At 70.5% G+C, this 16,321-nt stretch carries 1 protein-coding gene (only partly in view); it reads left to right on the forward strand.

The whole window is internal to a preprotein translocase subunit SecA gene (locus A3CU_RS43985; RefSeq protein ID WP_043840807.1) on the forward strand: the coding sequence, 81,651 nt in all, runs 41,306 nt past the left edge and 24,024 nt past the right edge, and what appears here is coding positions 41,307–57,627 (codon 13,769, partial, through codon 19,209, complete); the first codon wholly inside the window starts at position 2. Both the start codon and the stop codon lie outside the window.

The following is a 16,321-nucleotide window of genomic DNA, read 5'->3' on the forward strand; positions in this document are numbered from 1 at the left end:
GGACGCCTTCAGCGACGGGATCTCGCTGCTCGACCTGGTCGATCTCGTCGCCACCGTGCACGGAATCGGCAACGGCGAGCTGCCCCTGGTCGACCGGGTCCTCGGCGGGGTCGAGCGCGCGTTGCGGCAGCCGGGCCTGACGGAAACGGCGCGAGACTTGTTGGGTGCGGTGGCGCGGCACGCGCGCGAACTCGACCAGGCCATCGACCGCGCTGTCTCGGCGAGCCAGGTCATGGTGCTGCGCATACCGCTGTGGGAGCTCCGCCGTAGCCTGACGGAACTCCATCGCACCGAGGGCATCGATGTGTCGGCGCCGGGGCGGGCGGGGCCCGCGGTGAGCCCGGCGCTGCCCGCTCGACCCGCGAAACCACTCCCCGGTGACACCCCCATCGGCGCTGGTTCAGGGCCGCACGCGGTCCAGCCGGCAACGTTCTGGCCGCGAATTCACCGGTCCCTCGGTCATGCCATCGCCGCCTTGGGTGCCCTGAGAGGCCATTCGAACGCGTCGTCGTTGTTGCGGCATTTCCTCGGCAATACGGGCGAGGATTTCGTCGTCGATCCGGATCGGATGTTGCGGGACATCCCGGGGTTGCTGGAGGACGTAGCCGGCCAGGTCAGGTTCGAGGTGCTGAGCATCGTGCGCGAGCACGAGGCGCAGGCTCGCGCTGAGGGCAGGCCTCGTGATGACGTCGAGCAGTTCTCGTTCAGCAGCGACTGGCGGCGATTCAACAAATGGCGTCTGCAGGACCAGAGCCCGGACTGGTGGTTCGCGATCGGGACCTTCTACTGGGCCGTCACCGGCGTGGTGACGATGCATGCCGACGAGCAGGTCCGGGTGGATTACCAGGTCCACGTCTACGATCGCTACAACTGGCATTCGGAGGTAATAACCCCCTTAGCCTCGTTCGTGCCGGGGTCGGCACCCGAACGGCTTGGCATCGACCACACCGTGTGGCAGGGGCTGCACCAAGCGGGGCTCGCGCGGGAATTCGACATTGTCGGTTCGACCGGCCGCAAGACCCATGTCGGTTCGGTGTCGTCGATGTACGAGCTGGAAGTCCCGGCCGGGGCCCCCGGGAACTGGCGGAACCGGCTGCTGGACGGGCTGCTCGGGCTGAACCGGGTTCCGTCGCCGATCTCGGTGGAGCGGGTGGCGAACCAGTGGTTGCACTTCTCCGCGGAGCAGGGCGAAGCCGACATCTGGGTCAGGCGGGACGCGGACGACTCGACGCTGACCGTGAGCAGCGGCGCTAGCCTCGAGTCCAGGCAGAGCACGCGGTGGGATGGCCGGCTGCGCTGGGATCCGTACGCGTCCGCTTACGTTGGTGAGCACGGCCGCATCAGCTTCCTGGGCAACGGTGGCTGGGGCCGGCTGACCGATGGTCATCCCGACCGGGCGTCGGTGCGGATCTTTGGACAGCCCACGCAAGAGTTCGCCTTCCAAGGGGCGTATTCGCCCGAGCCGGCGGCTCCGGCCGACGAGCACCCGGTGCGTGCGGCGTTCCGCGAGGAGCTGCGCGGACCGGTCGCGACGGCGCTGGCGCGGTTCCGGCGCAGACGGCTGACGGTCCCGGCGCGCGAGGTGCCGTTGCTGACGCACTGGCCCGAAACGGGCGGCGCGATGGCCGATCCCCATGCCGTGGCCGCGACGGTCGCGGAGGTGTTCGTCCGGGGTGTGCCGGGTGTGCGGGAGGTGCGGCCGGTGCCGGACCCCGCGGCGCCGGGCCGGCTGTGGCTGGTCGAGTTGGACGCCGGCCCCCAGTTCCTGCTGCGCGTCCGGGCGGGCGAGCCGGTCGGAACTCCGTGGCTGCACCTGCCGGAGCTGCGGGTCGTCGGCGGTGACGTGCGGACCCGGCAGGTCACTGGGCTGGGACCGGTCGAGGTCGTGGTGCCCGAGGTCCCGGCCGATGCGACCGAGCGCACGGCGCTGCTGGAGAGCGCCCTCCGGCAAGCGGTGGACCTGTTGCCGGACGGCCTGCGGGCTGCCTTGCCGGAGGCAGCCGGGGCCGGGCGCCTCGGCCAGGTGGCCGTGCCCCGCTCGGTGGTCCAGGGCGGTAGAGGCCCCGACGTCGGTGTCGCGGAGTGGCGGATGGCCGACGCGCTTGCCCGTCTCCGGCGCGGCGAGCTGGTCGACCGGGTGCGCCCGGAGGCGGGAATCGCGCTGTCGGAGGGGCTGCGAGACGGCACTCTCCGCATCGCCGACGGTGCGGTGTATCGAACACCTGACCATCCTGTGGAGCCGCATTATCTCCTACGATTGATTTCTCCGGAATTCCCCCGGCACGGGGTCACCGTTGTCGATCACGAGCCCACCCTGTCCGACGTCGACGACTTCGCCGGGGGCAGCGCGGGATCGAGGGCGGACCTGGTCGCCGCGCTCAGGCAGGCGTCGCAGGTCAAACCAAACCGGGTGTGGATCGCCGAGCACTACACGTCCGGCGGGCTGGATGTCGACGCCACGCAGGCCCACCACGGTACGGACGTGACCGGGCAGTCGCAGGTCCTGCATCGCGAAGTCGCCCTGAAGGACGTCTCGGGCTGGTGGGAGGTCGAGACCGACAAGGACGGCCGGATCACCACCAGGTGGACCGCGAACCCGGACTTCCTCGGCCCGCTTCCCAGCCTGGCCGACCAGGCGCGCATCGTCACCAGCCTCGACGGCGCCACCCAGGAGGCCATCGCCCGGTTCGCCAGGTATGGCGCGCGGGCGATCGCCGACCGGCTCGGGATCGATGAATCGGTGGTCGTCGACCGGATCAACGAGCTGGTCCGCGAGGCTTTCGTGCTCGACGAACAAGGCGTGGCCGAGGCCTTCCGCGACAACCCCGATGCCCGGGAGCGGATCAGCCCGTATGTGGGTGCCGCCGGTGTGTATGACTGGGGTTCCGGACGCGCCGGTTTGCGGATGGGTGATCCGCTGGCGTTCGTCACCGCGGCTTTGGTGAAGGAGGTGGTGACCTCCCTGCGGCCGACGTCGCCGGTCGATGACCTTCGGGCGCTCGGGATCACCGTCGCGGATCACCTGGCGTGGGCGGCACAGGAAGTGACCTTTGCTCGCGAGTTCAAGGATCACCGACTTGTGCAGGCGTGGATGGACGCGCTGGGCGACCAGGTTCACCCCGCCTTCGCCGAAGTGCGGGCGTGGCACGACTCCGTGTTGCGCGGTCTGATCCAGTCCCAGCTGGAGACCCTCGGCCACGCGCGCGAGATCCTGTCCGCGTTGACCGAGGGGCGTGCTCCGGTAGAGCCGAACCCGGGCGCCGAGCCGTTCGGCGCGGGCTTCCAGCGGGCGGTGTCCAATGTGCTGGACGATCCCGACGCGAAGTACCGGCTGCTTCTGGTCGATGTCGATCTGGCGGAGTTGTATGCGCGGTTCGGGAACGACCTGCACCCGGCCGTGGTCGTCGCCGGTGAATACGGCATGGATTACCTGCGCGGCCTGTACGAACGTTGGGCCAGGCGGCCGTGGTCGGATCCGGTGGTCCTTTCCACCGTGGGGCCACATGCGCGCGACGGCCTCGTAACCGCCCTGACCAGCGTCTTTCCGCTCGCTGAGCCGCGTTCGGTCCGGGATGCCATGCCGTGGTTCGGGTTCGATCCGCTGGAACTCGGGGAGGTAGCCCGGTTCCGCGATCTCCTGGCGCGTGCGGGTCTGCCCGATCCGTCGCCGGCCGAACTGCTGGCTTTGCGGGAGGTCGCGTTCAGCCAGGTCGGGTCGCTCGACCTGGCCGGCCGCCGGGAACTCCTCGAAACCATGCCGGGTGCCATCGGCGACGTGGTCCGGCAGGAGCTTGGGGAGGCAGCGAATCGTGGCGAACCGGGGTCGACCACGGCGGCGTCCAGGGAAACCACCCCGGCTGCCGACATTCCCGGGCAAGGGACTCCTGCCCCGGCCGTGACCGACCAGGGTGCGAATTCCGCCCCGGTCGCCGAACGCCCGGCCGACGACGGGTTGCTCAGGAGCATCGAACAGACGGGCACCGCACGGCTGGCGGGTCACCCGGTGCGCTTGGAAGCCACCCGCACGGGCCCGGATGAGCTGCGGGTCAACGTGTTCTACACCGACGACGCCCCGTTCGCCGTCGTGGTGCGCGAAGGCACCGAAACCTGGTCGTTCTACCAGGACTATCGCGATGGAGTCCGGGCGCGGGACGACCTCTTCGGGGTGGGATACGACGGGTACCAGCTCGAGTTGCCCATGCGCGCGCTCGGTGACACGTTGCCGGCGGTCCTCGCCGAACAGCTCCAGCTCATTCTGCTTTCCCGGTTCCGCCACGGCCTGACCACGCCGGCCGCGACGGGCGTCCCGCGCGGGGACGGGCCCGCGATCGCGATCTCCGCCGCCGAGGCCGGGCTGGCCTCGGCGGGCCTGGGTGACTCGGTGCGCGATCCGCGCGTGTTCGCGGATCCGGGAAGTGCGCGCGTCATCATCCGGGCGGCCGACGCGTCCCGGGCGCCGTTCCAGGTCGTGGTGCACACCATGCCGGGGCTCGACGCGCCCCGGCTGCGGCTGACCATGGCGACCCCGGATGTCCACTTGCTCGACCTGCCCACCCACTTCTCCGAGGCCGAGGTGGCACGCGCGATCGCCGACGCGCTGCGCGGGGCCGTGGCCTACCGGCATGTCGCGCTGGGGCTCGGGGACCTGCCGCCTGCCCGCGTCGAGCCGGCGCCGCCCGGCCGGCTCGCGGGGGTGCGCCGCTTCATCCCCGCGGTGGTCTTCCGGCCGTCCCGTGACTTGCGGAACTTCGCCGGCACGGTCGCGGACCGGGTGGCGCGGGGGCCCGCCGAAGCGGCGAAACAGGCTCGGGCCGCCTATGCGGAGGCGTTGCGGGCGATCGACAAGGACGAGTCCTACCTGCCGTGGGTGGCGCAGCGGCTGCGCGAGCTGACTGGCCTTCCCGCCGACGCTGAGCTGATCGTGAGCACTCTGGCGGCGGTTTACCAGCTGACCGAGCACGAGGTCGCGGCGCTGATCCTGGAACCACGTGGCGCGATCCAGAAACGTGCCGTGACGGTCCCGCCGCCTGGCCCCGACGGCGATTTGGCACGGCAGCTGATCGGCCGGCGGGCCGACACCACCCTGCGCCTGATCGGCGAGCACCGGGAGTGGCTGCTGGCCGCGGCCGATGAGGCGGCTACCCGGTTGGAGGAGGCGGAGCGGGACTGGACCGAGGCTCGGGACGAAGCGCTCCGGGAGGTCGACGAGGCGCACCGCAAGGCCATCGAAGCCGGCCTGCCGCAGTGGGCGGCCGACCAGCTGGTCTCGCCGGCGCGGGACCGGATCGTCGATGAGGGCACCCGGCCGAGGTTCGACCCGGAGCCGGAGGACCCGAAGCTGGCGGAGTCGTTCGGTTCGACGGGTCGGAGTCCCCGGAACCTGGTGGGGGTCCGGCGGGAGCTGGCGTCCGTGGTGCGGCGGGCGGAACCCTCGCGCCGGCACGCCGAGGCCGAGTACCGTGCGGCGGCCGCGGAGCTTCGGCTCGTGCGGTCGAAGGTGGCCGGCCGAAAGAGCAGGGCGCCGGGCCTGCTGCGGGAAGCGGGCGGTGCCGAAGTCTCCGGCACCGTGGCGGACGCCTTGCACCTACCGGTCCGGTACGTGACCGCCCGCCGCGCGACGGGGGAGACCACGGACACCGGCCGGTCGGCTACCGGCAGCCTGAGCGAGCGGCTGCGTGCGGCCGCCAAGGCGGTCAGGGAGGACGAGGCCCGGCTGGAGCGCGCGATCATGGGCCTCCTGCTGGCCGAACGCGCGCGGGACGTAGCTCACGTGGCCTACGTGGAAGAAGTGCGTGAGGTGATCGTCCAGGCGAGCGATCAAGGAGTTTCGCTGGGGGAGATTTCCCGGCGTACCGGCTTGACCCACACCGAGATCACCGAGATCACGCGTCGGGTGGTCAGCCCGGGTACCTCCGAGACGCCGCCCAAGTACCGGCTTCCCGTGGTGGACGCCGTGCTCGAATCGCGGGCGTTCCTGGCGCGTGCCGGGCGTCGCGTGTTCGGCATCAGCGCGATCATCCCCGATGTCGCGGAATTGATCCGCTTCTTTGATTCGTTGGATCCGGACGACCCGGCGTCGCTGCAGGCCTTGCTGGATAAGGGTGTTTCGCGGGACACGGCCGAGGCCTTGTTCCGCAATCGCTTGTCCACCAAGCACATGAGCGACATTCACCACCACCTGCTCAGCTACGCGCTCGACAACCAGTACCTCGGTGCCGGTAATGAGCGGTCGGAGCCGACCCGGCTGGCCGCGGTGATGAAGTGGCTGAAGAACGAGCCGAGGCAGAGCCTGGCCGAGCGGCAGTTGCGGTATCGCGAGGAACTCGGTGACGAGGGCCGGATCCTGTATTCGGCGATCCGTGAGCGGGCGTTCGGTTTGGCGGCGGCGAGTGGTGCGACGTATTACGGGCTGATCAATGGCCTGCGGGCCGGCATGATCGACAAGAAGAGCGTGCTGGAGCTGCAGGGGAAGCTCGCGGACGCGTTGATGTTCAAGATGTACCGCGAATTGCCGGCGGATGTGCGGTGGCGGGCGGATGTCGGGGTGGTCGGCACCAGGTGGGACATCCCGGGCGCGCACGGCTATGACCTGCTGATGGCGATGCTGGGCCTCCAGAAAGGCGCTGAGCAGACGGCGGACAAGGAGGCGGTCGGGCAGCTGCTGGGGGATGAGGCCAACACCATCTACAACCGCGCCTGGATCGCCCATCTCCAGCGGACGGTGGCCGCCGCGGTGCAGATCAAGACCGACCTCGACGAGGTGGGCCGGTTCACGGGGGCGGACGAGGCCCGGGCGAGAGACCTGGTGGTGGCCGCGGACGGGCTGTCCTCGATGGACCAGGTCCATTTCCTCGAACGCCTGGTGGAAAACGGCGACGCGCTGCGGGAGTTGCTCCGTGCGGCGGGCCATGAGGAGCTGGCGGACAGCCTGCCCGAACAAGTCCCGGACATGTTCAATCCGCATTTCCTGGAGAAGATGCGGGCGAATCGCGAAACCGGTCAGATGATGCTGCTGCATCACGACAATGGGTGGGCGAAGGTCGGCCTGAACGGGTTGTTCGAGTCGGGGGCGCCGGATGAGCGTGGTCTGATGCCGATGATGGCGTTGCTCGAGCACCACCCGGAGTTCCGGAACAACCGGTTGGTGTGGGCGCATCTGGGGGTGGGGAACTGGACGACGCTGACGGCTGGTCATCTCGACCGGCTGGATTTGATGCTGGACCGCTTCCCCGGGTTGAACTACGACTTTTCGTGGACGCCGCTGGGGCAGTACATCCGTGATGATCCCGCGGTGTTCGAGCGGTTCATCGAGTTCGCGGTGAAGCATCAGGACCGGCTGGCGTTCGGCTCGGATGGCATCAGTCAGATGCCCAGTGTTCAGATGTTCCGGCACTGGACGGAGATGGAGCCGGTCTTCGTCGCCATCATGGAACGTTATCCCGATGGTGCGGAGATCGTCCGTAAGATCGGCGGCGGTAACTACGTCAGGCTCATGACGGATTCCGAGCGCGAGACTGATCAGCGGTTCGTCGACGAGTATTTCTCCGACTACCACGACGCGTGGGTCGAGCTCATTTCGGAGTTCCCGGAGTCCTTCCAGCAGGAGTTCCACGAGCGGGCGCGGCGGTTGCGACAGTTCTTCGAGCCCGATCCAGCCCGTGCGGCCGGTCCCGGTGTGGGTCCGGACGAGTGGCAAGGGAACTGGCGGCGTAATCCGCAGATCCAGTCCGCGATCAAGGCGTACCGGATCGTCTATGGCGACTTCAGGTCCGCCGCGGCTGCCGATGTCGTGCGCTCCGACATTACGGCGAAGATCCGCAAGTCGGTCACCGATTATTGGCAGAACCGTCGGGAACGCGGCGGGCTGCGACCGGTGGACACGGCCGATGATCTGGACCTGCCGGTCACGGTGCAAGCCCTGGCCTCGGCGCACTATGCGTTGCAAGCGTCCGAAGGGCTCTCGCCCGAGGAACGGCAGGAACTGGTCGAGCGCGTATACCGCGACGTCGAAGAAACCGAGCGCGGTCGCCACGATTCCAACGCTTCGCAGAACGAGCTGCGCAAGTTCTGGCGCCGGCGTGCCGTCGTCGGCTGGACCACGGTCGGGGCCACCATGGCGACGGGGGTGACGGCATATGCGATGGGGCTCACCCCGGCTCTGACGGCAGGCGCCGTCACCGTCGCGAACGGCCTTCAGTTCGTGGTGCGGTCGGTGCTGTCGAACATCAAGAACGCGCATACGACGGAACTCCGGGTCACTACCGAGTCGCTCATGGAACGGGAGCGCGTCGACTTCGAGGTGATCAACCGGCTTGCGAAGATGTTCAAGAAGCTGCTGATCCACGACATCAGTCCGGGTGGGAAGAAATTCCGCGAAGTGTTCGCGGAGCACGCCACAGAGGTGATGCAGAACATCCAGAAGCGGACGAGGCAGTTCGTCATCGACTATCTCGCCACCGTCCACTTCAGACTCCCGCGCGGCGTCACCGCCTGGAGCCGGCGGGTCTGGGCGAACATGTTGTTCTCCCGGTGGAAGGACTACGTCAACCGGCTGGCCGGCGGGACGGTCGACTCGATCAACCGGTTGAATCCGCAGGCCGGGAAGCTCGGGCGCGCGTTCAACACGATCGTGGCCGGGACCTGGGTGTGGCACTTCTTCGGCCATCTGTACCAGGTGTTCACCCTGCACGGCTTGGCGCAGTGGGTGTCCGCGGGCTTCCTTCCGGTGGACGTCAGCTTCGCCGCGATCACTCTGCCCGCGATCTGGTCCGGCTACGACAAGGCCGTGGGCCCCGGGTCACGCAAACTGCACAACGCCGCATTTTCCATGCTGACTCTGGCCAACGCGGCACTGACTGTTCAGTACATCGCCGCCGGCCACTGGTTGCAGGCGGTCTCCGCGGTCAGCCTNACCGCNGGCACTGCCGTGCTGNCNAGGATNGGCNTNNNTATCGAGCTCAAGCGAGGGCGNGANTCCGCGAAGAAGGGGCCTGGCGCCATGTATGTGGCGCAAAGCGCTCTGCAGGGCGTCGGGTTGATGATGCTGAACCAGTCCCCGGAGATGATGGCGGCCGGGACGACGCTGGCGTTGTCCGGCCCGGCCATCTATCTCGCCCGTGGGGCCTGGAAGCGCTACCGCGCGCTCCGCCCGGCCCCACGACACGCGTTCTACGAGGGCGAAGCGCCGCAGCGCGCCCATCGCGTCGAACTCACCGCGGCGCCGGAGACCGAGCCGGACCAGAACGCCCCGGAGCTCGCCACGGTTTCGGAGGCGGGTCCGGCGCGCGGCGAACTGCGCCCGGTCGCGGGAATTGGTCCAGACCAGACGGTCGCGGAACCGGAGGCGGGTCCGGAGCACAACGGATCCGAGAATCCGGCTTCGACCGTCGAGCCCGCCGAACAGGTGGACCTCAAGGCGGGATTCGCCGAGATCCGGCGCATGGTCAACCGGATCCCGGCTGACCTCGACCCGGACGTCGCCGGCTCGCGCGAGCGGAACGAGGAGCTGCGACGGAAGTTCGCCGAGGTTCTGCGAGAGCGCGACCCTTATGGGAAGCTCCTCAAACGGGTGGAGGAGCACGACGCCGCCAGCGCGAACCCCGAGATCGGCGGCGCGAACAGGCCGCGCGATGGCCGGTCTTCGCGGCCGGATCATGGGCCGGGCGGCCGGGGACCGGGCAGGCAAGGGACGCCGCCGTCGCGGCCCAGCCAGACGGTCAGCCATACCCCTCAGATCGGCTCCGGCGCCTCCTCCGGCTCGGGCCGGACGGATCTCGCGCCGGTGACTCCGCCGCCCCCAGGCGGCACGTCGGAAGGCGGTGCCGATGCTCGTCAGCCCGCGGGCGGCGACGCGCCGCCACCGTCCGCGCCTGTTTCGGAGCCGGGCCGGGACACGCCGCGAAGGGTGACGCTGCCGTGGGCCGCCACGTCGGATACGAGTGCGGTCGATCCCGCGCTTGCCGAGGAGCTGGCCGCGAACTGGTTGCGGGCCAACGGCGCCGAGCGGGGTTCGGACGGGGTCTGGACCGTCTTCCTGCCGGATGGCAGGCAGGTGCGGCTCGATGTGGACGCGGTCGCCGCGGTCGACGAGGCGGTGCTGATCGGCCCCGATTCGGGTTCGGGACAACCCGCGCGCCTTCTGCTGCCCGCCTCGCCCGCCGACCGTTCGCAACGGGTTCTGCTGGGTGCGACGGCTTTGCGGCAGGCACTGGCCATCCTGCCCGAGGTCGTCAGCGCACCGTCTCGTCCTCGGGAAGTTCCGCCGGAGCACCGGCCCGAGCCGGCAACCCCACCGTCCACAATCGACACTCCGGCCGGCGGTGCCGATGTCCACCAGTCCGTTCCCGGCCCCGTGCCGGTCCCGGAGCCGGGGCTGGACACGCCGCGGCGGGTGGCGCTCCCGTGGGCCGCCACGTCGGATACGAGTGCGGTCGATCCCGGGCTTGCCCGGGAACTCGTCGCGGCTTGGTTGCGGGACAGCGGCGTCCAGCAGGCTTCGGACGGGGTCTGGACCGTCGAGTTGCCGGATGGCAGGCAGGTGCGGCTGGACGTCGACCCGGCCGCCATGAACGTCCCGGCCGACGAGGCGGCCCTGATCGCACCTGACCCCCGATCGGGAGAACCGGCCCACGTCCTGCTGCCCGCCTCACCCGCCGACCCGTTGCAGCGGAAGCTGCTGGGCGCGACGGCTTTGCGGCACGCGCTGGCTGCTCTGCCCGAGCTTGTCGGCCCGCCCGCTCGGGAGGCCCTGCCGGAAAACCCGGCGGTGACCGACCCGGCTGCCCCCGGGGAGTCCGCGGTGCGGCCGCGGGATCCCCGGCTCGACTTCATGCTGGAGCGGCCTGCCGAAGGCGAGTCGGCGGAGCTTCGTGGCCAGCCAGCAGGACAAGAGCCCCAGCAACCCGCCGAGCCGCGGGATCCGCGGTTGGACTTCATGGACCGGCTGGTGATCGACGGCGGCACACCGGAGGAGATCAACGCCCACCAGGGGGCGCCCGTCTCCGAGATCGTCCTGCAGACGATCGTCCGTGACCGGTCCACCGGCGGTTTCGCCGAAACGATCTACGCCGCCCGGCTTGCGCTGCGTTTCGACGGCCGGATGGTCGTGCTCGTCGACGGTGCTACGCCGGTCGAGGACATTCGCCGGGAAATGGGGTGGTTCTTCGGTGAGACCACGGTCGAAGCCGGCGCCGACGGAACGAGGCGGATCATCGGGTCGCAGCCCCGGCCGCGCCCGATGCGTCCCGACCTGCCGGCGGGCCCGCGTCTGGTGGTGGGGGGCCGTGCAGGCGATGGCGCGCGACACATCGACCCTGCCGAGCTGGGCGACGTCGCCGCGTCCAGTTCGGAATATCCCGTTGTCTTCTTCAAGAACGTTCATTTCGGGGACTTCACCGGCCCCGCGATCGGCGCGATTCCCGACGCGCTGGAGATCTTGGCGGACAACGGCGTGCTGTCGATCGAGACGGGTCACCACGCGGCGGCCCACCTTGGTGATCTGGCGGCGACCCTGGTCCGGCTCGGCGCGACAGAAGTCGATTTCGCGGGTGCGTGGCCCGGCGTCGTGGTCGCGGACGTGCGAAAGGGGCCGTACGACCCGGCGGCCTATGCCGCGGTGTACGCGGAGGCGGCAGCCCGGATCGAGGCGGAACTGGCGCGACCGTCGGGCGAATCCAGTGACGAAGAGCGCTTGCGGGCGATGCTTCAGCACGCCCGGGCCGAACACGACCTCCATACCCGCGAGGCACGGAACCAGCCGGGCAGGACGCCCGCGCCGGTACGACTACGCCTCGACAATTGGGCACACGACGACCTCACCGACAGCGTCCTGACGCATCTCGCGGCCGCCCTGCCGCCGCAGTCGACGTTGACCATCACCACCGGGCGAGCGGCTGATGACGGGCGGCTCGTCGCGATCCTGAGGGATGCCGGGGTCGATATAACCGCGGTGCACGGATCGGATCAGCGCACGATCGTCGGCGTCAAGCGGCCCGACGGGCCAGAGGATGACGACCCGTCACGACCGGATCCGGTCCCCGGGCCAGGGGCCACTCCACGGCCGGAGCCCGAGCCGCGGCCGGGCGCCTGGAACCTCCCACCTCGCACGCCCAGCCCGGCGCCCACCCCCNCCCCCGCCGAGGGCGACACCGCGGCTCCGGCCACCCCCACCGCGGACCCGGCCCCAGCCGAGGCCGCGACCCCGGCCACCCCCACCGAGGCAGCCCCGGCCGAGACGGTCGCCCCGACCGGGACGGCTTCCGCCACCCCGCCCGGCTCTACGCCGGTCCAGACCACCGCCGCTGGCGGGCTGTCCCCGCTGGCCCTGGCGAACGTCAGCCCCGTGGACCAGCGGCTGCCGCACCTGGCCGAGTTCGCCGCGGCGATCAATGCGCGCAAGGGGGACGACACACCGGCGATCACGACCGCCGAGCTGAACGCCAAGCTCACCGCGGTCCTGCCCCGCCTGCTCGACGGCCACGGCGTCACCCTCGTCCACGGCGAGGCCGAACTCGCCATGGGCTACCGGGTCGACGACGCGGCCCCGATGCCGACGCCGGTCCGGCTGGACCGCCGCGGCAGCATGGTGATGGGCATGCCCATGCTGGGTTCCATCGTGTCCCGCCTGCGCGAAAGCGCCTGGAAGGGCGGTGGTTTCCTAGGCCTCGCCGGATTCCGGTCGGGCGGGGACGCTCAGTGGAGCTTTGGCGAGACCCGCCGGTTCACCAACAGCCTGATGAGCCGCCTCGGGTCGGCGACCGAGCACCGCGGCACGTTCGAGGCTTACGCACTCACCGTCACCCCCTGGTTCGAAGGCGCCGGAAGCTGCACCGAGGCCGGCTCACCGTCCTCGCTGGCGGTGTGGGTCAACGCCGCCTACCAGCAACCGATCGGCGAGACCGTCACCTTCGCGGACGCGCACCGCGACGAGGCCGAGTTGCTGCGGGCCGGCCGCCTGGTGCCGACCGGCGACGCCGCCGAGCTCACCGGCCTCCTCGCCGGGAACCTCCCGGCCGAGGAGCGCCGTCAGTTGCTGGTGCACCTGGACAGTGAGGAACGGACCCGCGAAGCCCTCGCCCCCGGCGGTTTCCAGGCACAGCTGATGGACGGCGAGGGCAACGTCTCTCACCGGGTCATCGTGCGCACCAGGATTGAGTGGGACACCGCGAAACCCGCGCACGCCGCCGCGTCGGGCCTCTACCGCGGTCACGGTGGCATGCACACCCGCAGCTCCGGCGGCTCCCTCCAGGTGACGAGGAGCCTCCGCGGCGGGCTTTCCTTCGGGTTCTGGGCGACGGCGTTCCTCAACTGGTACCGGGAACGGGCGATGGCCACCGGTGGCCACCACTTCCACGGCCATGTCGAGTTCCCCGAGTTCTTCGACACCCGCCCGATGCACACCTACCAGGCCACCGTCGTCACGGAGGTCGAGCTCCACACCACCGGGAACGCGCTGGTCGCGGCGGCCGAGCGCATCGGCACCGGGCACGTCGAGCTGGCCGTCGAGGACGCGGCCGCGAACGGGCTGCCCGTCGGCCGGGACGAGCTCGTGTACGACAAGCGCGGCGAGATCGTCACCCGCACCGTGCGCGAGCCCAACGTCGACGAGCGCGGTGTCGCCCAGCCCGGCACCACCCAACGCCGGATGCCTGTGGTGCGCCGCGGGTTCACGCCACCGGACCCGCGGGCGACCCCGCTCCGGCCGCGCGAGACCGGGCTCGGCCCGATCGACGAGCTGACCCGCCTGACCGGCCTCGATGCCGTCCACCACGTCGTCTTCGACCAGTTGCCCGCGGCCGAGCACCAGGAACTGGAGTCGATTCTCGACAACCTGGACCCCGGCAACGCGCAGATGTGGCTCACCGAGGCACTCCAGGACGGCCATCGGGTGCCCACCTCGGGCGGCGGTGAGGTGGAGGTCCGCGCCGAGTGGGACACCGACCACGCCGAACTGCTGGGGCACCTCGACCACACACACGCCGTGACGATCTCGGCCGCGGTCACCGGCGTCGCCACCGATCTGCAGTACGAGCGGATCCGCGCCCGCATGGCGACCCTGGCCAAGTTCTTCGGCTGGACGCGGAACAACACGTTCAGCACCGGCGAAACCCGGCAGTGGGAGCAGTACGCGGGCACCAGGACCGAGTACCGCGGCCCGGCCGACAAGCTGCGTATCCCTCTCAAGTGGACGGTCACCGTGCGCGATCCCGGCGGCAGGGCCACGACGAGGGAGGTGGACGGGCAGTTCGCCGAGCTGATCGTGCCGCGCGAGCGCGCGATCGACGGGCCCGTGATCGCCACCCCGGACGGCGTGCCGCTGGAACTGCTCACCGACATGGCGTCGATGGGCCACGCGGACATTCGCGGGCTGGCCGCGGCGGCGGGCCGGGCGCTCGGTACCGAGAGCCCCGAGACCCCACTGAGCCAGATCAGCACGGGCGATATCCGCGCTCACATCACCGAGCTGCTGACCGACGGCCTGCCGGTCTCCGCCGGTGAAGGTCCCCGCGTGGTACTCACCGGCGAGGCGATCGGGCTCCAGACGGCTGCGCTGGTCGAGCGCGTCATGACCGGGCCGTTCGCGCTGACCCAGGCGGGGCAGGAGAGTATGGCGCGCCGGAGCCGGTCGGGCACGACGGGCACGCAGGTCACCGGTGAAGGGGCCACCGGCGGCGTGACCAGCGGTGGCCGCACCGTCTTCGACCAGGGGCGGCCCGGCGGGATCGAGGAGCTCGGCGCGTCTCTGCCGGGGCCCGCGCTGCGGTTGAAAGCCGACGTCGAGGTCACGGCCGGGGACGAGCGCGTGCCGGTGAGCTACGAGTGGTTGGTGCCGGCGCCGCTGATCCTCGAGTATTACGCGAACGGCATGGACGTCGTGGTGCGGGCCGTGCCGGGCGAGATCATCGACGAACTGCTGAACCGGTGGGCCGCGGGTGAGCTGAAGCTCGACCGGCGGGTGGCGGCCGGGGCGGTGCTCCGGCGGCGGGCCGGCCAGGCGCTCGTCGAGCGGGCGCTGGCGCGGTACCCGGACGCCGACCGGCACGCCCCGGATCCGGCCGCCGAACTTCGCCGCGTGTACACCGAAACCGACCACGAAGCCGAATTGGCCAGGCAGTACCAGCCGCCGGTGTACACGAACTCCTCGCCCACCGGCAGCAGGCTCGGCGCGGGCCGGGTCGTCGGCTGGCGGCCGGACCACGGCGAAGGCGTCACCCAGTACCGGCGCGCGATCCGCGTGCTGCAGCGGCTGCTGCCCAACGGCCTGGACATTCCCGGCGTTCAAAAGCACCTGAGCGCCGTACTCGCGCCGGGTGCCGCGCTGGGTAACACGCAGCGCGCCGCGATGACCCCCGGCGGCACCACCCTCTACTCCGGGGTGATCCGCCATGACGGCCGCTGGATGCGCCTGCACGGCCGGTACGAGCTGGTGCCGATCGGGGAGCCGGTGCCGGAGCTTCTCGAGGCCGCCGACGCCAGCATGGTGGGCAGCCGGGAATGGCCACATTCGAGCGTGGCGCGAATCCACACGCGGTCGATGAACGCCGGCGCGGTCGGCCACCTGTTCGGCGCCGAGGCCGAGCTCACCGGTTCGGCAAGCTGGGTGCGGGGCCTCGAAAGCGAGACGCTGTGGATGCGCGAACAGGGTGTGCTCGACACCAACGGCGCGGTGCGGTACCGGCAGCGCCACGAGGCCCGGTTCACGTGGATGCTGGAGCCCGCGCGCACCTGGCCGATGGCCCGCGTGCGCGCCGCGGTGGAGAACGCCGAACCCCGGACGAAGACGGAGGACTCGACCGGGACGCTGTATCTCCGGTACCCGGTGCACAAGGCGGCGCCGCTGCCGCACGGCCCTTACGACCGGTTGAACCATCGCAGGCTCGCGGCGCTGCCGGAGTGGCTGACCACCACGCCCGTCGAGGCGGAGGCCGAGAAGATTCTGGCGGCCGCGGAGGAGGCCGCCACGGCCCTGGTCAGCCCGGCCAAGGCCCGCCGGGTCGGGCGCACCCTGCGGGAGCTGTTCACCCCGGGGCAGCTGATCTCCAAGTGGCATGACCTGGCCCACGGCGAGGAGTACGAGATCGCCAGGCTTCCCACGGCGCCTGAGGAGCGGATGAGCCTGACCGTGCGCATGCACGACGTCGAGGTGGACATCGTTCAGTGGTATGGGCCGGGCGAGTACGGGCCGTACCGCGCCGAGCGCTACGAGCGCACCACGACCGCCGAATGGGAGTTCCAGGATGGCGGGGAAGGCGGCTTGGCCCCGGAGGGCGAGCTGCCGCTCGGCCACGGATTGTCCGTGGGCGGCGATGGCGGGGTGCGGCGC

The organism is Amycolatopsis taiwanensis DSM 45107, assembly GCF_000519205.1.
GTDB lineage: Bacteria > Actinomycetota > Actinomycetes > Mycobacteriales > Pseudonocardiaceae > Amycolatopsis_E > Amycolatopsis_E taiwanensis.